This is a genomic window from Mogibacterium pumilum, from assembly GCF_002243385.1.
In the GTDB taxonomy this organism is placed as follows: domain Bacteria; phylum Bacillota; class Clostridia; order Peptostreptococcales; family Anaerovoracaceae; genus Mogibacterium; species Mogibacterium pumilum.
The window spans coordinates 505177-524818 of the sequence record NZ_CP016199.1 but is presented as its reverse complement, the minus strand read 5'-3'; the positions used below and the strand labels follow the sequence as shown (position 1 = coordinate 524818).

Here is a 19642-nt window from a genome sequence, read left to right as displayed (position 1 = left end):
GTTGCTGGCGTTCTTGTGTTTCTTCTGGGGACAACCCGCTGTACTCCTTCGTGGCTTCAGCTATCTTTTTTAGAAGCTGTTCGAGCTTTTCACCCTCAACATCCTGTTCGCATACCTGACAATGGTGTCCCTCTGCCGCTGCCTTCATTTCTTCAACAAAACGACTTGCTACATTATGCTCGTTATCTTTCTTTTCAAGTTCTCTAAGCTGTATTTCTATAGCACTCAGAATGCGTTCAACACGGCTGCTGACCAGACCTTTCCAGGCATCGCCGGTTTGTACAACAATATTTGCAAGCAATGCTTCCCTTGCCGCTGTTTTTTCCGCGATATCACCGTCAATATCATCTAATCTTTTCACTAGATCCGATACATGTTCGCTTTGCTGAGCCTCATCTTCAAGCTTGGCCTTATTGTTAAGTTCATCAGAAAGCTCATTCTTCAGTCTATCCAATTCCTCAGAATGTTCCTGCTTTTCGGCCTCCAAAACAGGCATTTGTGCTGCGATTTTTTGTGTCTGGTCATTGCTCTGGGCGATCTTATTTTTTTCTTTCCTGTACTCTGCAAGAACGGAAGCTGTATCGGTAGCTCCATTAGTTAAAACCGGCACTCCAAGAATCTGTTCAATTGATTCCTTAATTGTCGCTCCTGTATTTGTATCCTCTGCCAAAAGTTCCTCGTATTCCTGAAGCAACTCTCCATCAAACAGGAAAAACCTGGATACCTCACTTGGCATTATCAATTTTAATTCATGTTCCCTTTGATCTTGTGAAAGGATAGCCCCTTCCTTCTTTAGGTAAACATGTTCTTCATAATCATCATTTTTCTGGGGATTGGTGATGCCTTTTCGAACAACATATTGGCGTGTCAATTCATAATGTACCCCATCATTGAGCATCTTAAGAACGACTTTAAAATCATACTTGCCATCCTTTTTCCCTTCAAGATTGGCGAGGCTCGGAAGATCCACATCCTTACCGCGTCTGTTCTGATATTTTCCGAAAAGAGCATAGCGGAAGATGTTTAAGAGCGTTGTTTTACCCCGCCCATTATTCCCCCAGATAATGGTAACACCATTGGCATCCACGAAATCAACAGTCTGCTGTCCCTTAAAAGGTCCAAAATTCTCTATTACCAAACCGGTAAACTGTAACATGACTTACACCTCCTCAGCGACTGCTGTCTTCAGGAAATCGGCAATCAATTTTTTCGTTGCCCTTTGTGCTTGTGGACGGCTGTCCTGCTGCTCAAACTCACTTGCGACTATGTCCCGGATAAGTGATTCTGGAATATCAGGATACTTCTCCTGCCTGATTTTTTCGAGGACGCCAATTAGTTCCTCAACTTCCACCTTACTCTTCATCATCGTCTTCGATACCTCCATCCTTTATGGTGCTATATTCAATCTGATAGTCCACAGCAATGTTTTTAAGATCGGTAACGCAGGCGGGATTCTCTGCGTTCTCACCAAATTGAATCGCTCTCGATAATTCTGCAGAAATAATTGACAGTCCTTTTTCATTCTCATTCTCAGAAACCACCGGAACTGTAATTGCATCGTACAGATGTGCAAAAAGCTTACCGGCAGAGTTTCTTAGTATTCTGCCACGCCTTTGAATAAACTCACGCGGGTTCTGGGAGGATGCAAGTATTAAGGCGTCAGTCGTTGAAGGAATGTCAACACCCTCATCCAGACATTTGATCGAAACCAACACTCCACCGTTTTGTGAAAAATAGTCGAGCGTCATATCCCTGTCGCCTTCCATATCAGCGTAATATTCATAGGCATCAAAGCCTTCGGCTCTTGCTTTCGAACAAACAGCATTGAGTTGCGCAATATTATCGCAATACACGATCCACTTTTGGCCTGACTGGAATTTTTCCTTCAAAACCTTAATTGCAAGAGAAACTTTTCCGGATGCATTTTTTACAATTCGCGACCGATTGATCAGAAGCTGCTTAAGTCTCGGATTAGAATCGATATTCACGGTTCCGTCCGGCGCATTGCCTGTTCGGGCCATCAGCTTCCTTATTTCATCCGATATTTCATCCCAACGCTGCTGCTCTCCATCCGTCAAACTTATTCTTTGAGGAAAATAAAAATACCGAGTCAACACTCCGCTCTTAATAGCATCCTCCAAAGTAAAAGGCGGCGGAATCAGCCCATCAAAATATTCAAACAGTGCGGCTGTTCCTACAGGATCACCGTAGCGTCTTGGTGTGGCAGACAATCCAAGTCTCGCGCCAGTTTCAATATTAAGTATATTTCTTCTTTTAGGGCTACCCATACGATGGACTTCATCTGCCACAAGCATCAGATGGCTGCCTTGGCTAAGTTTTTTTATAAACTCGTTTGAGCTTGCCGTATCCATTGTTGCGATGATAATCCTGTGTGAAGCCTCACCTTTTCCGCTCCATGCAGCAAGCTTTCCTGGTTTCTTCCACTCTGTGTTGCTATCGCCACACAGGAGATAGTAAATTTCAAGCTCCGTCAGGGTCTCCCTAAGTTCCTTATTCCATTGTTTAAGCAGGTCTCTCGATGGCACGAGAATGAGAACGGTCTCGTTTTTCTTTAAGGCATCATTGATGGCGCACATAGCAGTGAAGGTTTTTCCGCTGCCTGTGGCATGCTCAAAAATGCCTCTGCACCCATTCTTTTCCCAAGTTTCTAGAGCATTTACCTGGTGCTTGCGAGGCGTTCTAGCTTCCGGGTCCTTCCCGGGCTTCCATTTCAAGGCTCTGCTTTTTGATACTTTTATCTCTTCAAGCAGTTCTTCCCACTTTACTCCTTCCGTCCTTGCTCGCATAATTTCTTTTGCTGCCGATGGGAACTCGTAGATCTGTATTCCTGATATTCTATGTCTCCACAACTTATTGAAAAAGGTATCTGCCTCTTCTACGCGTTCTTTATCTCTCTGATCCAACCAATTAGGAAAAACATCTATGGATTCAATATTGCCGTCCTCAGCAAGGCCTTTGAAGGTCTCGTTCATTGAACCCCTGAAACCCACCTTATTCCCCTGTCCATCGCTGAAGATTCCAACTTTGTCATGAAATAGACGTTTTACAGCTGGAGCTTCACTGCCCGTCGGAATAGCTATCTTGACATCAATTATTCCTTCCACGACAAGATAAGCCAGAAGCTTTGACGGAGCAGATAGATCGGGGCTTTCAACCATAGCCTCAAACTCTTTAATAATGGAATCTGCAAGTAGCTGGCTACTTCTGGCGTTATAGCCTTCTGAAAGTGCCGCTTCGTCGGCCTCGGAAATATAAGGAGAACAAATCAGCCTCATCTTCCCAGAATTATTGATAAACTCCTTTAAAGCATCCCAAGCTATTATGTAAATAGTACTGCCGAAATAGCCTGATATACGGTCATACTGTTCTGCCGACCGCATACATGGCAAGTAGAACTCATTTGCGATATCATGTTCAGCTTTGTTATATGAAGTAGCAAAATTTATGTCACTTAATGCCATCTGCCGCCTCCAAAACGTTTTGCCTCATAATACTCATCCGTTCCCGGATTGCTTCATAAAGATATTGAGGTCTTGCAGAAACAATAATCTCGTTATTTGTCCTGCTGCTTCTTACAATCTTTTTATATAAGGCCATTATTATAGCATCTGACTTCACCTGAATATTACTACTGAAAGCAATGTTTTCATGCTTGTCCGCATCCCATAATACGAACACACCATCCTTGCCTTCCTGCGCATAGGCAACAAGCAACGGAAACCGGCCATCAGAATAATCAAGAGAGGCACGTTCTTTTTTCTGCTGACCAGGAAGAATTATTTGCGCCTTGTATTCATCTGCCGCCCTTCCGCCGGGTGGATTTGTCAAATTATACAGGTATGCTCTTAGCCGATACTCTGTTCCCGTATTGGAACAAATATCAATTAATAGCGGTGCACTATCTTCGTCGCTTACCCAGAGTACATGCTCACCGAGACCTTCGATAAATCGCTTGTTTAATTCCTGCTTTTTTAGTTTTTTGGGCTTATCAGACATTCCGGGACACCTCCTGATAGGCTTCACCAATCCAGGTATTTGCTTCTTCTACGTAGCTCTCTACAGTATCGAAGCCCGCGAACAGTCTTTTTAAACTAACGGCGACATGCCCAGTCGTACCACTCCCCAGCCAAGGATCTACGACAAGATCTCCTTCCTTTGTTGTTGCTTTGATATATTTTTCAGGCAAATATAATGGCTGCGTTGCCTGGTGCTCACCTATCCTTGCGGACACAGGTCCTGTAAGGATATTCTTTGGCAAGGCTCCCAATGGATTGGGCTGTATTTTTTTAGCCTTTCGCACATAAGTGTTCCCGTTTGCTCTCGGCTTGTACTCATAATCCTCATAGGTTTTAACACTATGGGATTCATACGGCCTGCGGATTGCATCGATATCGATTGTCCATTTGGGTGCCACCGAAAACCATAAATTCTGCTCATATGCATCCTGGCATGCCACCCTAAGCCCAGTTGGAGCCGGATTCTCTTTTACCCATATCTCAATATCAACACAATGCAGCCCCCATTCCTCTTCCAGCATTATCGCCAGTTTTTCTATGATTAGGGATCGCTTTGAAGAAGCTCTCGTTGAGGCTTTCTCTCTGTTTGCTTTTACATTTATTACCAAAAAGCCGTCGTCGCGAAGTTTCAATTTCGCTGCATCTATGAACGGCCTGATTTTTTCAATATACTCTGAAGATTTCCAAACTCCATAGTCCCGCTCAGCATTTGGATACGGTGGAGAGCCATAAACAAGCTTTATGGATTTATCCGGGAGTTGGAGCATTCCCTTTGCACCATCCATACAGGCTACAGAGAAGCCTGCTTTATGTATTTTATCAATCATTATCTGTGTTGCCTTCCTCAGCTTGTCCCATATCTTTGATTTCCTGCTCAAGCCTGGCACTAGCCAGTTCACAATAATCAGCATTCGCATCTATGCCGATCCATCGCCTATTATTTTTCATTGCAACTGCAGCGGTTGTTCCCGATCCAGAAAACGGATCCAGAACAACATCTCCTTCGACGCTTCCGGACAGGATGAAGAATTCGGCAAGCTTCTCAGGGAATCTAGCAGGATGGGCGATTCCTTTTTCTCTACAAAGTTTTATAAAAGTATCATTGCTGCTAGTGTTAGCTATTTCAATCACAGAGCCTGGATCAGAGCCGCCATTATTTGTCCATACTTTCTCGCAGTTAAAATTATGTGTGCTAGGCCGGATGTTCTGGTTCCGATCTCCCTTTCCTTTTCCGTCGAGATATTTTTGCATATCCTTGCTATAAGGCTTTCTGATCGGATCTAATTCAAAATTCCAAGTGTCAGATTTTGCAAACCAAAAGCAGTATTCATGAGATTTTTTTGTCCTGCCATAGCCACCGCGAGAATACACATTTGGCGGAGTCGCCGGATTATGCCAAATATAGTCCCTCACAAGGTGAAACCCGACCTGCTGACACAAGGCAAGCACTAATTCAAAAACGTACAGGTGCTGAAAACCGTCAACCACCTTGTCGCTTATATTAAGGATAAAACTACCATCAGCTTTAAGCAGCTTATACATCTGTTTCGCCTTCGGCAGAAACCATTTTACATAGTCCTCGGGTGAAATTGATGAATCTGTATTTCCATAATCCCTCTGATCAGCATATGGTGGTGATGTCAAAATCAGATCTATGCTATTTTCCGGCATGGTTTTCATTATTGTCTCGCAGTCTCCCACGATAAATTTACTTTCAAAAGCCTTTAGGGTTTTATTTCGCCTTCCCAAGGTCTCACCTCTTCTACTCAGTTTATTCAGCCACCTTATCCTCGGCAGCAGGTTCAAGCTCCATAATATCCGACAATTCACAATTTAATGCCTTGCATATTCGAACAAGGACATCCGTTGTCACATTTTCATTTTTGCCAAGCTTCGCCATCGAGGTCGAACTTATACCTGCGGCTGCCCGCAAATCCTTCTTTTTCATATCTTTATCTATTAACAGCTTCCAAAGCTTTTTGTAACTTATTCCCATTACAACTCCTTCATACTGCCTTCATGCTACCTCAGCCTAGGTCAGCCTACCCTATCTGAAATATACACTGGAATAATCTCAAAACACCAATTTCAAATTCCCAAGCTGATAAATCGGATAAAAAATTTGCTTTCACGGATATTGTACCATTAAAGGCATCTGTTTTCAATCAAAATGTTAGCCTGCCCGTTTACACAGGCTTTAAATCCGGCAGCAATATAATAGACTGTAGTCTTGTTAAATTCAAAGAGTACCATTTTTTAATCCAAAATAATTTCACTCCCTCATTGACAGAAGGTCTGTAACATGCTATTCTAATGTTAACTGTAAGCTGGACAGTTAACATTAAATCGGTAGAAAGGAGCATATAATGGAAGAACTCACCTTCGGTAAATATTTAGCAAAATTACGAGAAAACAATGATGTCACTCTTCGTGAACTTGCCAGACAAATAGGTGTTTCTGCGGCTTTTTTAAGCGATGTGGAGAAGGATCGTAAGCCTCCTCTCACTGCGGAGCGCCTCGAAAAAGTCGTTGTGGCGCTGCATCTGTCTAAGGAAGAGGCCGATGAATTAAATATTATTGCCGGTAAACAAAAAGGCACTATTGCGCCAGACCTTCCAGCATATATTATGAACGACTATGTCAGTAACGCTCTTCGGACCGCAAAAGACTTAGATGCCGGAGAGGAAGACTGGCTCCACTTTGTTGAAGAGTTAAAAGCACGGAAGGGTTAAACATGGGTAGATATCAACCAGTATTAAACATCGGAGAAAACGGTATCCCAATAATATCAAACGAAGAACTGGATACCATCGGCGAGCGCCTTGTGGCAGATTTCTCTCCTTCACTGGTTTTCTCACCGAAAGAAATAGATATTGACCGATTTGTCACTCGCTATCTAAGTTTGAAGCAGGATTTTTATCTGCTGTCTCACTGTGGCGTATATCTGGGCACAACTGTTTTTCAAACCACAGACTTTTTGCCAATATACGATCCTGATACCAGGCGGGCTGAATATGCACATGCTGATGCCGGAACCGTCATTATTGACTCCACCTTACTCGAAGAAGCACAAGAGCATCGATATAGGTTTACTATGGGACATGAGGGAAGCCACTCCATTCTGCATCCCTCTTACTATCTCAATACCATCGGAGTAGACGATGAAGAACGCCAATTTGCATATGTTCGATGCAGAGCTGATTTCAGTGTTTCTTCAGAAACCGTAAGGCATAACCGTTATCATCTCTCAGATAAAAAACGACTGGAGCAACAAGCGAACAGACTTGCTTCCGCTATACTGATGCCGCGATGTTCGGTAAAGATGGCTCTTGCACGTGTTCCCAACCGTGGTCACAGGGATTGGGGCCTGTTCGCCGCGCAAAGATTAAGCGAAATATTTAATGTGTCCCATGAAGCAGCCTTCTATAGATTGAAAGAGCTTGGCTACATAGATCGACTAACACCTTATCCCGCATTCTGATTCTGCTACAAATAGTGGAATTCCACTGTTTATATTTTACCTTTAATGTCAACCGTTAGGCTTACGGTGAACAATCAATAAGGAGGTGATTAATTACCAATGGAAGTACGATCGAATGGGGCGTCAGGAAAGTTTTTATTTGACTGGCACCCCGAAAACAACTGCGTCGACATCGTAAAAAGCGGCACCTTTTACCGAGTGGAACTGTTTCACAAAGCATTGCCTGCTTTCAAGATAGTCGATAAACACCCGTGGGTTCCACCCGATAAGGCGAAACCAAAAGAATAAAACAGTATTCTCAGAACCGCAAGACGGTCAGAAGGATAAAGCAATCTGCTTAATCTCTCTGATCGTCTTTTTTTTAACCGTCCAGGTGCATGACATTAAACTGCTCCACCCCAATGCTGAGTCGTCCTGGACGCAGGCATGCTGAAAAGGCTCACCGGAGGGCAACTGAATATTGTATCAGTCATTTCAGCAGCTGACCAGAAACCGATAACGGAGGATTTCCATTATGGGCTGTTCGACTATTACCAAAAATGACTACTGCCATGGATTTCCTCCAACAGAGAAAAGCCAAAGGAGGAAAAACCATGGCAAAGAACAGAGACAATCATTACACAGACTTCAGCAACCGTACATCTTTCAACGGCATCCCCTGCCGCCCCGGACAGGTTCTCGCTCCGGTGGTAGCAGACGAAGAGATGACGACAACCCTCAAGCCTTACGGGCTCATCTGGGACAACTTGGAGTCCTGGACGTTCCCACGCTCCGCGGAGAAGGTTTCGGTCGCGTTCATCCCGGTCGAGGAAGCCGAGAAGGAAGCAGCGATGAAGGACTTCAATTACCAGGCTCACGCATATCTCTGCCGCTTCAAAAAGACCGCGGAAGATGACCATCTTTCTCTTGAGAAGTTCGCTGAGGACGCGGAAGATGAGGACGGCGAGGGTTATGACCCCACCGGCACGACCAAAAACGAAGACAATGCCTTCACCTATATGGTAGTCGACATGCTCGTTGAGGATCTGAACAAGCAGAACCCGCTCTACGGTCAGGTTTTCCGTCTGCTCTTCGACGGCTACAAGAAGGGTGAGATCCTGAAGGAAGTCGACCTCGGCAAGGAGAAAAGCCAGGGCTATGAATTCATCAAGAAAGTTCAGACCGAAGCGGCAAAGCTTTACGACAAAAGCTACAGATAATCCGGCGGCTTGACCACTTACACAATCAGCAGCACTGTCCATTCCGGTCGGTGCTGCTCTTTTATTTCTGTGCCAACAATTCTGTCAACACGAGGGCACATTTTAACAAAAGTGTCAACTCGACCCCCATTTTCAACCACACTGTCAACTCGGTAGCCGAAAATCCAACCATCCTGTCAACTCACAGTCTCGCCATGGATATGTTTACACCGACCGTTATTTCCGGAGACAAAACGAGACCCGGGCAGGTACCACGACCCTCCGGATCTCAAGAAATGCCATGTTTTCGGGCTTTTACGCCTCTCTTTTCTCCATCAATACTACGCACTCGACATGCATCGTCGCCACAAACATATCAACTGGTGTTGCCTCCACGAACTCATAACCAAGTTCGCCAAGCAGCTTGATATCGCGAGCCAGTGTTCCTGGGTCGCAGGATACGTAAACTATCTTGTCCACCTCACAACTTGCGACTGCTCGGAGAAGTGCCTCATCGCAGCCTGCGCGAGGAGGGTCGAGGATGGCTATCTTTGGGGCATTTTTCTCGATGTAGTCGATGAAAAGCTTATCTTCCTTATCGAGGAGTCTCGGCATCACCTGTTCGGCGCGGCCTGTGTAGTAGCGCGCATTTACAATACCGTTGATTACGGCGTTGCGGTTAGCGTCGATAACGGCGTTTTTTACAGCCTCGATTCCGATAATCATGCCAGCATCAGCCGCCATGCTGAGTCCAATGGTTCCGATGCCACAGTAGAGATCAAAGACGGTTTCGCCACCCTTGAGACAGGCGTATTCCCTGACCTTGGCGTAGAGCTTGCTCATCTGCTTCGTGTTGACCTGGTAGAATGCAGGCGCAGAAATCTCGAACTTCATGCCGTCATCAGTGATGTCGGTGATTGTGTTTGTGCCTGCCACAACCTCGTAAGCGGTTACGGGTTTGCGGACATCTTTTGCCTTGTTCACCTCGATAACCACGCTCTGTAGGAAGTACGGTTCAGTTTCAGTCGAGACCGCATCGATTGCGTCGCTGATGGTGTATATGATCTTCTCGGCGTTTGGCAGATGCTTGGCTGTGCTTGTGAATATCAGCATCATCTCACCTGTGCCCTCGCAGACCTTGATGGTGAAGCCTCTTAGAAATCCTTTGCCGTGTCTCGCATCGTATACGGAAATCAGCTTGTCCTGTAGGAGTTCTCGGATTGCGTTGGCTGCCGCCATCGTTGCGCGTTTCTGGAGGAGGCAGTCGGTACAGTCGACTATTTTGTTGCTACCTCGCTTGTTGAAGCCGACGAGCGGTCCAGCGCTCGTCATCACCACTGCAAATTCAGCCTTGTTGCGGTATCTAAGCATGGATTCGAAATCCTCGCTGCCAGCACTATCAGCCTTATCAGCCGGCCCTCCGTCGGCTCCGATCGTATCTTCGGCGCCCACAACTTCCCTGACAGTCGGCTCCTCAAGGGCGCCTATGCGCTCGAGCTTAGTGATTATATTTTTGCGCTTGATACGGAGCTGTTCCTCGTAACTAAGCTCGAGCATTGAGCAGCCGCCGCAGTCCTGATAGTACGGGCATGGCGGCTGCACTCTAGCTGCGGAAGCCTCAAGAAGCGTGATTGTCTCAGCAAAAGCATAGCGCTTCTTGAGCCTCGTGATGCGGGCGCTAACCTTATCACCTGGAACGGCTCCCGCCACAAAAATAGCAAGGCCAGACAACCTGCCCAGTCCCTTGCCATCATCAGTCATATCTGTAATTTCGAGCTCTATTGTCTGACCTTCAGTAACTACAAGATCAGCAGTCTTCTCTATGTTATCGCTCATTTTTACCTCTGAATATTTTTTAAATTTATCTTTGCTTGGTATTGATTTTTAATGATGCGTTTGCTAAAATTAATCCCCAAATTTTATTTGCGAAAAGCTTGCTTCTAGTCTTCACATTTGCTAAAATCGCTATCTTCACAATCTGCATGTCTTGATTTCTCAAATCCCAACTGCTAAAATTCACCACTTATATATGAGTTATGGCTTGATTTTTATTCTTCCAACAGCTAAAATCGACCACTTTTGTGCTTGCTTTTTGAGTTCCAAATCGCTAAAATCCCATCCTCAAATTCGGCCTTGATTTCTAGCCTCACATCCGCTAAAATCTTCCAAATTTTCAGATATTATGCTCTTGATTCGCAATCTCACACCTGCTAAACTCCAAAACTTCATCACAGCTTGCAATCACTGCCTTTTCACATTCGCTAAATCCCACATTCACTATTCGCAGGTCTCAGATCCTAAACTACACACTTAAACCTTACCTCTCCAGCCCCTCCGCTATCTCCTTCAGCTTCGCAAAGCGCTTGCTAACGCCCGGTTTCTTGATTGGCGGGCTCAGGGCCTCGCCTATCTCCGATAGGCTGGCACCTGGCAGCTCAAGCCTGAGCTCTGCAGTGTCGCGAAGTACAGGATCGAGGTTCTCTAGGCCAAGCTTGTCTTTGATGATTTCAATATGGCGGATTTGTTGTTCAGCGGCGGTCAGGGTTCGGTCTACATTGGCATTGTCGCAGTTCGAGATCCTGTTTACTTCGCGCCTGAGCCCTCTGCCGATTCTGATATTTTCGAATTCCAGCATCGCCTCATTGGCACCCATGATTCCAAGCATATCACTGATGTATTCAGCGCGCTTCAGGTAGACGATGTGCTCTTCGCCACGTTCGATTAGACCAGCTGACATATCGACGAAGCTTCCAATCAGCTTCTTGAGATCTTGAGCGACATGCATGCTGTTAAGCACAAACTCGAGGTGATAGCTCTTCTTGGGGTCAGACATTGTGCCGACGCCGAGAAATAATCCTCTGAGATACGAGCGCTTACAGCACTTATTCTTGACAATCGGCTGATATATGCCGTCACTCAGGAACTCGTCACCTTCTCGGATGAGAAGCATCCCAGTCTCACGGAGAATCTGCAGACTCTTCTCTTCAGGTCTGATTACCAGAGAATATCTGTATCTATAGTTTCCGCGCGATTTACCGGGCATCTGCGAGTTTCCAACTTCAATTCCTGCATTGCTGCCGAAGTATTCCTTAATCAAAGTCTTATAGTGCCTGGCAATCGCTGGGTTCTCCGTAGATGCGACTATAGTAAATTTTCCACCACCAGCAAGTCTGAGGCTGCCTGCAACCCTGAGAAATCCCGTAATTTCCGCGAGCATGCAGCACTTCTTGCTCGGCATAACGCGCGCCAGTTCGCCCTTAGTCTGTGATGAGAAAGACATCTATCTGTATGACTCCCTTCAAGTAATAAATTACATCCTTAATTACCGCATAAGAACTAGCGCTTTTCTATCGACTGTCTATAGCTATATCGCTTATTTATAGCTATCTAGCGACTATTTATAGCTATCTAGCGACTATTTATAGCTATATCACTTATTTATAGCTATCTAGCGACTATCTATAGCTTATTTATCGACTGTCTTAGCTATTTAGCGTTTATTTGTAGCTTATTTATCGATTATCTATAGCTATATCGCTTATTTATAGCTATAGACAGTTATTTATCGCTTATTTATAGCCTATTTGTAGCCTATTTGTAGCTATCTAGCGCTTATCTACAGCCTATCTATTTCTTGCTAATTCCCTTTGCGATGAAATCAAGGTCTCTATGTGTCACTGTCACTCTGTACCCGTCCTCGTGGAAGAGCTCCGCCATCTTGTTGGCGATTGCCACCGACCTATGATGCCCTCCTGTGCAGCCAAATGCTACATTGAGATGATACTTTCCCTCGTGGATATAGCCGGGAATCAGATCCTTGAGGAGAGCGTGGTACTTGTCTACAAACTCATTTGCAAGATCTGACTTGAACACGTAGTTTACAATCTTCTTGTTGTTACCAGTGAGTTTCTTGAGGCTCTTCACGTAGTATGGGTTCGGAATGAATCTTACATCTACCATAATGTCCGATTCGCTCGGAATACCGTGCTTAAAGCCAAATGAAGTCACGTTGATGTTGAACTGATTTCCTTCCTTGCCGAGGAATATCCTCCTCATCGCCATATTGAAATCTGCAACCTTCATAGTGCTGGTATCGATGATAAAGTCCGCCTTCTTGCGTACGCTCTCCAGCCTTGCACGCTCCTCCTCAATTACCGCCTGAGTAACCTTTCCACTTGCTAGAGGATGGTGCCTTCTCGTCTCGTTAAATCTTCTCACCAGCGTTGGAGTTGAAGCATCTACGAAGAAGACATCGCTTTCTATCCCCTCACTGTTCTTGAGTTGGTCGATTACCTCAACTAGGTCGGAGAAAAACTCACCACCGCGGACATCGGCGACGAACGCAATCTTATCCATGCCGTTTGTCATTGAAAGTTCCACGAAATTTATTACCAGTTTAGGAGGCATATTATCTATGCAGTAATATCCCTGATCCTCAAGCCAGTCTGCAGCCTTCGTCTTGCCTGCTCCCGACATACCTGTGACTATGACAATCTTCATCTCTTACCTCTTCTCAATATTGACAATTCTCTCTATGTCTAGCCCCGCTTCCAGAGCCCTCTCTACGCCAGCAATATAATTCCCCACTTTCTCCGGCACATGCGCATCACTGCTTATGACAAATTTCACGTCGTAATTCGCCGCCATCTCAATCTCTTTTCTAGTGAGATGCGTGTGACGCGTGCTGATTTCCATCAGAGTATTCGTCTCTTCGCAAGCCTTACAAAGCTCTTTCATATCGAATGGTCCCTTATCACCAGGGTGGGTCAGAATAAATATGTCATTCTCATAAAGAGCCCTAAGCGCCATCTCTGTGTTTTTATTTCTGAGCTGTTCCCTACTTCCGGACGGAAGACCTGCGTGCCAGCATACATAGTTTGCAATCATATATCCATGCGGCAGGCCGTAGTGGTATCCCGCATTGACGATATCGAATTTGTGAAAATCCTCTTTCTTGATATCTAGTCCATTGGAAGAGTTGATGATATTCGCCTCAACTCCTAGCAGCACCTTAACATTTGGAAACTTGCGCATCGCCTCTTCAATATCTGCCCGCATCGCCGAAAGTTTATCCATCTTGAGTCCATAGAACTTATGCCCCGGTCCATGGTCTGTAATCGCCAGCTCGTTTAACTCCTTTGCGGAGGCCGCAGCGACATTTTCAAGAACAGTTCCCTTACCGTGCGCATATCCTTTACCATGCGAATACCTCGTATGCGTGTGGTAGTCCGCCGTCAATTTATATAGCTTCTTAATATTATTTTCCATCAACTTATCGCTTTCTTTTTCCCCAGAATACCCTTCTTAAACTCTATTCAACATCGATAATTCTGACCTCCGGCTCGAGCTTGATTCCCGAGTTCTTATATACTTCCTGAGCCACGATATCGATCAACTCTCTTACGTCCTTAGATGTCGCACCACCGATATTGATGATGAAACCTGAATGCTTTTCGGAAACCTGTGCACCTCCGACTGTCCTACCCTTGAGACCAGCCTCCTCGATTAGGGCTGCCGCATAGCCTCCGGCAGGTCTCTTAAATGTACTGCCCGCACTTGGGAAGTTTACCGGCTGCTTCGTTCTGCGCTTCTCAGCGAGCTCGTTCATCCTCTCTGTGATGGCTTCTTTATCATCCTTGTGCAATCTGACCCTTGCAAAAAGCGCAATGTCGTCATTATGCTGCAGTACACTATTCCTATACGAGAACTCCATTTCCTCGCCAGATAGCTCGTATACCGTGCTTCCGTCTAATTTCATCAGAGTTACGCTCTCGACTACGTCCTTCATTTCTCCGCCGTACGCACCGGCGTTCATAAAGAGTGCGCCGCCAAATGTTCCCGGGATTCCTGATGCAAACTCGAGTCCTGTAAGTCCATTGTCTCTCGCAAAATTAGAGGTATTAGATAGCATGCGTGCTGCACCAACTCTAATCTCCTCGTCACATGATGGCACAACCTCGATATGTTCAAAGTCACCACCGAGCATTACTATCACGCCACGATAACCTTCATCTGCGAATAGTAGGTCAGAGCCATTTCCAACCAGCATGTACCTTACATCTTCGCTGTGAAGAAGTTTCAGTAGCTCGCTCAGTTCATTTTCGTTACATGCGGTGACAACTACATCCGCAGCACCACCGATACGAAATGACGTGTGCTTGCTCATCAGTTCATCAACGCCGACCTGAGCTTCGGGGACGATTTCGTTTATTTTATTTATCAGGTTTGTGTTTGGCATGTTCATCTCCAAATAGTTCTCCTTCTTCTATACCGAACTTGGCGTAATCCGTGTACGACCTAATGTCTGTCTCCTTGCTGCGCTTTCGAAGCTTGTTGTTGGTTAGCTTGCCCGCATATCTGTAGAATACTGCAAAAACAGGAACTCCGAGTGCCATACCTAGGAAGCCAAACAGTCCACCTCCGATAAGTACTGCGATAAGTACCCAGAAGCTGCTTATTCCGATTGCACTGCCGACAATCTTAGGGCCGATTACATTTCCATCTATTTGCTGGATCACTAATATCATAATAATGAAGTATCCAGCCTTAACAGGATCCTCCAACATGAGCAGGCAAACCGACGGAATCGCTCCTAGGAAAGGTCCGAAGAACGGAATCACGTTAGTTACGCCGACAATTACTGCAATCAGTAACGCAAGTGGCATATTGAATACAAGCATGCATATATAGGTGAGAATTCCAATTATTATCGCATCGAGAATTCTTCCTACTATGAATCCGATAAACGTCTCGTTTATGATTTTTGCAAATTCGTAAAGGTTTCTCGACTTCCGCTCGGAGCATGTCGCAGCAACGATCTTGCGAGTATTTGCAAATATTGTTTCTTTATAATTCAACAGATAGATTGAGATGAGTATTCCTACGAAGAGATTTGCACTGCCGCGCACGACACTAATGATCTGAGCCGAAACCATATTGGCTAGATTCTGGAAGTTATCCTTCAGTATGTTGTCTCTTATCCAGTCGATAATCTCACTAGTTCCTGCGTTCGCGGCCGCATTGATCCACTTAACAATCTGTGGAAAATTCTGAAGATGGTGCTCCGACCATGACGAGAAGTATGCCAGTCTCTCTGGCATGGTATTCATCAGGTTGACTATGCTCATGACAATCTGTGGCACTACGAAATACCCGATAAGCGCAAAAAAGGCTACGATTATCAGTATGGAGATCGCGCTCGCACCGATCTTAGAGATTGCGAGATTTCTCTTCATACGGGTAGTAGCATCATCCTGAGGCATGTTTCGTCCGCCAGCAAACTTCATACAAACTGGTCCTTTACAGTCCTCTGGAGAGCGATTTCCGCTATCTCTCAACTTCGTATAAATAACCTTAACCAGCTTATTATATATAGGGCATAGCAGGAACGCTATGAACACACCGATATACACCGGCATAAGCGTCTTATTAATAGTCGCCAAGCCGGCGGTGAACTTCGTCTTATTAAGTACGTTTGACAGCATAATAAGCACGGAGCCACTGATGATAAAAGCGAGCGAAGCTTTGACATATGGACTTTTTACAAATTTTCTTAGCAAAATTCTACCTCTCTATCTGCACATACTATACATAATTATATTACTATAAAATGTGTGTCTTTTGTGGCTATCTTTGTGAAAATACATGGGAATTCACCATATACTTTGCTCCACCGATATTATAGATTTCTATTTGAAGAACCTTGTCTATACTGCTATGATGATAATGTATATTTTATTTTAAATTATTAGTCTGGAGGTGTCACAAGATGAGACTAGACGCAGCAGGTAAGGCATGCCCTATTCCTGTAATTATGGCAAAAAAAGAATTAGACAACGGTACACAGGATCTCGAGATTATCGTTGATGGACAGACACAGATCGATAACCTGGCGAGGCTCGCTAACGCATACGGTAGACCTATTAGTTCAGCTCCAGAGGGTGATAAGTTCCTCGTAAGCTTTGCTGATGGTAATGGAAAGGTTCCTGAGAGTGCAAGCAGCTTTGCAGATGAGAGCTATGCTGTTTTCTTCAACAAGGCTTCCGTTGGTTCTGGAGATGCAGAACTCGGACTTAACCTCGCCAAGATGGCTATATTCACTCTTTCTGAAGGTGAGAAAGTGCCTTCATATGTTTTATTTATGAATGAAGGTGTTAAACTAACTACGGGCATCGAAGAGCAGATTATCGATAACCTAAACACTCTAATTGAAAAAGGGTCTAAAGTTCTCGTATGCGGTACTTGCCTCAGTTTCTTCGGAATCAAGGAGGATTGTAAGGTGGGAACTGTAAGCAACATGTTTGATATCCTCGGAGCGATGCAGGAAGTGTCCAAGGTTATCACTCTATAAAGACGGAGCATATATTTTATGACTGAAGAGTATTATCTGTATACATTCGAGTCGACTCACGGCGCTATAGCTACTGAAAAGCTTCTAAAGCCTCTCGGCTGCACTATCATGCCCGTTCCTCGCCATATCTCGACTAGCTGCGGCATTTCGGTAAGAGTTACTGTCGATAAATTCGACATCTCTAAGGAAACTTTCCTTGGAAACACAGATCTCTTACCTGATGAGTACCACGTATATCACATCACTAACGATAAATCGGACAAGGGGCTCGGCTTCAAATTCGAGCAGATTCAGCTATAAACTACGCCGTAGATTGAACTGGGATAGAGAGAATTGAGAGATTAAGCGAGACATAACGCTAACAAAACCAAAGAGCGGGGCAGCTGCCTCGCTCTTTATTTGTGCTTTACCTGATTAACATTCTTGGTGCAAAGACACTCCCTATCGCTTCAGTGCCTTCGCTTCACTATGTACTAAGCAACGCTGACACCAATGGTGATGATAGACTCTTTCCCAGAGCTATGCGAAATAACTTTGATTTTGACCAAAGTATATCCGTTTTCCGTCATATCTGGGTGATCGAGCACTTCCAGTGTTACGCTTCCGTCATTTGGAAAATTTGAGATTAAAGCCTTGTATTCATCAAGAGTTGGCTCAGCATCTCCGACTTTCTTGTTGATTATCTTGGATGACAGCACTGGCGTAAACTCATCCTCGACTTCTGTTCCCTCTTCAGGGTTAAAATTATCGTGGTTATCACCTGTACCTGGATTTTCATCGACCACATCCTCGACGAATGTGATATAAACTGCGAAATTAGCATTTTTGTTAGATTCATAATCCTTATTAACAGAATTGAAACTGAATTTATAACCATACTCATCTATAGGGAATCTGCATTCATATTCATAATGTTTGCCGCTCATAGATGTAGTTCTAGCCTTAGCCTTCTTGCCGAAATATTCCTTCTTGAGCTTAACAGTCTGTCTTGGCGATATATTGTTGCTATTATCCTCAGCCTTAGCAGGATCAGTCACTTCTTCCCAAGTCTTGCCATTATCGAAGCTGTATTCCATCTTGGTGATGTAATCTGTGCTGTACGACTCGAAGAATATCGCAAATTCAGTGCGTCTCTTGGAACCCTTGTGTGTGATTTTAGCAATTAGCGCCTGACTCTTAGTCTCGTCTGAGAGATTCATTTTGTCGTACAGCTTCTCGCCAGTATCTCTGTTGGTAACTTCGATTCCGTATTTGTCGAACTCTGAGTATGGAACCTCAATCTTTGTTCCATCCTCCTTGGTAAGCTCAACCTTAACACCTGATAAATCAAGCGGCTTCGCAATGTCCGACTTCAGAACTCTCTGTCCTGTATAACCGTTTATTGCCGTAGGTTCGAGTACATTGATTTCAGTGATATCATTTCCAGTCTTCTTGTCATTCTCAGAAAGTTCCAAAGCATTGTCCACGGATAGACCGACTCCTCCCGTAGTGAGCGTAGCGCCCGAAATCGCGTCCATCATCTTCTTACACTTGTGATTCTTGCTCAGATACTCTCTGATTACTGGCGAAACCATCTCTGCTCTTCTCGCATCAGAAATCTTGCTCGCATACTCTTTGCCCAGTAACTTCTCGGCTTCCTTGGCCTGGTCCTTTGCGTGCGCAATCTGGTCGATGTACTTTCTATACACCTTGAGAATAGCGACATTTCTCTTGCCTTCTTCACCACATAGATATGGTATTGCTCTCGCAGAGATTGCCATATAGTCTAGTCCAGAATATCCCTGACCTTCGACAAATACTACATTTTCGATGATGTTGTTCTTGATTGTTACTATGGTCTTAACGCCGCCTCTGGCCTCGTCAAATCCGTCTCCGAGTCCAACGTACTTTCCGTCCTTAAGGTCTGATCTCCTCATGAAATCGCTTATCTCTTTCTCTATCTGTGCCTGTCTATCTAGCACAGGAGGGACAGGCTCACCAGGCGTTGTTCCTGGGTTTACACTTGGATTCGTTCCTGGATTCGCACCAGGTGTTGTTCCCGGATTTGCTCCAGGCTTCTCGCCAGGCTTAACATCTGGCTTAGTACCTTGCTGCGATGGGCTTACAGACGGCTTCGATGGACTTACCGAAGGAGTACTTCCCACTGGCTTAGCTCCGTTCGAAACTGAGCCCTGATTCTGCCTAGTATTCTGAGAAATAACGTTTCTAGCTCTTACGCCACCTCTAGAATTCCTTGCAAACACGCTACTGCCACTATCTCTGCTACTACTAGTCTCATAGTCCCCCGCAGTACCCTTATCTTCACTCGCCTGTGGCTCATTCTGCTCTTTTGCCATATCCATATGCTCTTTCTTATGGGAAACTGCAGATTTCTCTGGTTTCTCATCTCCCCCTGAGAGCATACCGAAGGCTATTCCCCCTGCCACTGCTAGAATGAGCGCCCCAATCAATATCGGTTTTAAGATCGCATTCTTGCCCATTAATTCCTCCTATAACAATAGTGAGTAGTATTAAGTTGTGAGTTAGTCATGACTAACTTTAGTATAACACATAAATAAGTATAGCCTTTATCAAACTTTTAAATTACATGTATTGT

At 44.8% G+C, this 19642-nt stretch carries 19 protein-coding genes and 1 pseudogene; 5 read left to right on the top strand and 15 right to left on the bottom strand.

All coding sequences use genetic code 11. From position 1 onward, the window contains the following. From AXF17_RS02585 to AXF17_RS02555, 8 genes and pseudogenes are all read right to left on the bottom strand, one after another. The coding region (locus AXF17_RS02585; protein ID WP_157682622.1) for an AAA family ATPase at positions 1-1156 on the bottom strand (1156 nt) is incomplete at its 3' end. Positions 1157-1159: 3 nt separating this feature from the next. Continuing rightward, positions 1160-1366 carry a DNA modification system-associated small protein gene (locus AXF17_RS02580; RefSeq protein WP_094233681.1) on the bottom strand — a complete coding sequence of 69 codons (207 nt, stop codon included), beginning with the start codon at positions 1364-1366 and terminating at the stop codon, positions 1160-1162. Beyond that, positions 1353-1988, bottom strand: coding sequence for a helicase-related protein (locus AXF17_RS09860; protein ID WP_408631986.1), 636 nt, complete (start codon positions 1986-1988; stop codon positions 1353-1355). Before AXF17_RS09860 ends, AXF17_RS02580 begins: the two co-directional genes overlap by 14 nt. 48 nt (positions 1989-2036) lie before the next feature. Next, positions 2037-2807 (bottom strand): annotated as a pseudogene (locus AXF17_RS09855) (DEAD/DEAH box helicase); the annotation flags it as partial. Between the two features lie 661 nt (positions 2808-3468). After that, positions 3469-4017, bottom strand: a complete 549-nt coding sequence (locus AXF17_RS02570; RefSeq protein WP_094233679.1) for a hypothetical protein — start codon at positions 4015-4017, stop codon at positions 3469-3471. Then, positions 4010-4864, bottom strand: a complete 855-nt coding sequence (locus AXF17_RS02565; RefSeq protein WP_094233678.1) for a DNA-methyltransferase — start codon at positions 4862-4864, stop codon at positions 4010-4012. Before AXF17_RS02565 ends, AXF17_RS02570 begins: the two co-directional genes overlap by 8 nt. Then, positions 4857-5786 (bottom strand): DNA-methyltransferase, encoded by a 930-nt coding sequence (locus AXF17_RS02560; RefSeq protein WP_094233677.1) that lies wholly within the window; start codon positions 5784-5786, stop codon positions 4857-4859. Before AXF17_RS02560 ends, AXF17_RS02565 begins: the two co-directional genes overlap by 8 nt. Positions 5787-5808: 22 nt before the next feature. Further along, positions 5809-6033 (bottom strand): helix-turn-helix domain-containing protein, encoded by a 225-nt coding sequence (locus tag AXF17_RS02555; protein ID WP_094233676.1) that lies wholly within the window; start codon positions 6031-6033, stop codon positions 5809-5811. A 370-nt stretch (positions 6034-6403) separates the two neighbouring features. On the opposite strand from AXF17_RS02555, the gene AXF17_RS02550 reads away from it, so the two are divergent. From AXF17_RS02550 to AXF17_RS02535, 3 genes are all read left to right on the top strand, one after another. Further along, positions 6404-6769 (top strand): helix-turn-helix domain-containing protein, encoded by a 366-nt coding sequence (locus tag AXF17_RS02550; protein WP_094233675.1) that lies wholly within the window; start codon positions 6404-6406, stop codon positions 6767-6769. Positions 6770-6771: 2 nt separating this feature from the next. After that, positions 6772-7518 (top strand): ImmA/IrrE family metallo-endopeptidase, encoded by a 747-nt coding sequence (locus AXF17_RS02545; RefSeq protein WP_094233674.1) that lies wholly within the window; start codon positions 6772-6774, stop codon positions 7516-7518. Positions 7519-8111: 593 nt separating this feature from the next. Next, positions 8112-8717, top strand: coding sequence for a hypothetical protein (locus tag AXF17_RS02535; protein WP_094233672.1), 606 nt, complete (start codon positions 8112-8114; stop codon positions 8715-8717). Positions 8718-9011: 294 nt separating this feature from the next. Here AXF17_RS02535 and rlmD read toward each other — a convergent pair whose 3' ends face one another. The 6 genes from rlmD to AXF17_RS02505 form a co-directional block, all read right to left on the bottom strand. Further along, positions 9012-10532, bottom strand: coding sequence for a 23S rRNA (uracil(1939)-C(5))-methyltransferase RlmD (gene rlmD, locus AXF17_RS02530; RefSeq protein WP_094233671.1), 1521 nt, complete (start codon positions 10530-10532; stop codon positions 9012-9014). Between the two features lie 481 nt (positions 10533-11013). Then, positions 11014-11976: a DNA-binding protein WhiA gene (gene whiA / locus AXF17_RS02525; RefSeq protein WP_094233670.1), complete on the bottom strand. Its 963-nt coding sequence runs from the start codon at positions 11974-11976 to the stop codon at positions 11014-11016. Positions 11977-12323: 347 nt separating this feature from the next. Further along, positions 12324-13196 (bottom strand): RNase adapter RapZ, encoded by an 873-nt coding sequence (rapZ, locus tag AXF17_RS02520; RefSeq protein WP_094233669.1) that lies wholly within the window; start codon positions 13194-13196, stop codon positions 12324-12326. A 3-nt stretch (positions 13197-13199) separates the two neighbouring features. Next, complete coding sequence (locus AXF17_RS02515; protein ID WP_094233668.1) at positions 13200-13964, bottom strand: PHP domain-containing protein; 765 nt, start codon at positions 13962-13964, stop codon at positions 13200-13202. Between the two features lie 43 nt (positions 13965-14007). Then, the gene (murB, locus tag AXF17_RS02510; RefSeq protein WP_237049065.1) at positions 14008-14934 is read right to left on the bottom strand and encodes a UDP-N-acetylmuramate dehydrogenase; all 927 of its coding nucleotides are present in this window, start codon (positions 14932-14934) and stop codon (positions 14008-14010) included. Beyond that, positions 14909-16255 (bottom strand): AI-2E family transporter, encoded by a 1347-nt coding sequence (locus AXF17_RS02505; RefSeq protein ID WP_094233666.1) that lies wholly within the window; start codon positions 16253-16255, stop codon positions 14909-14911. Before AXF17_RS02505 ends, murB begins: the two co-directional genes overlap by 26 nt. Positions 16256-16464: 209 nt before the next feature. On the opposite strand from AXF17_RS02505, the gene yedF reads away from it, so the two are divergent. Together yedF and AXF17_RS02495 are read left to right on the top strand one after the other, a co-directional pair. Continuing rightward, complete coding sequence (gene yedF / locus AXF17_RS02500; RefSeq protein WP_094233665.1) at positions 16465-17046, top strand: sulfurtransferase-like selenium metabolism protein YedF; 582 nt, start codon at positions 16465-16467, stop codon at positions 17044-17046. Between the two features lie 18 nt (positions 17047-17064). Continuing rightward, the gene (locus tag AXF17_RS02495; RefSeq protein WP_094233664.1) at positions 17065-17346 is read left to right on the top strand and encodes a DUF3343 domain-containing protein; all 282 of its coding nucleotides are present in this window, start codon (positions 17065-17067) and stop codon (positions 17344-17346) included. A gap of 173 nt (positions 17347-17519) precedes the next feature. Here AXF17_RS02495 and AXF17_RS02490 read toward each other — a convergent pair whose 3' ends face one another. Then, entirely contained in the window at positions 17520-19526 is a 2007-nt protein-coding gene (locus AXF17_RS02490) for an FMN-binding protein (protein ID WP_094233663.1), read from the bottom strand. Positions 19527-19642 lie beyond the last annotated feature (116 nt).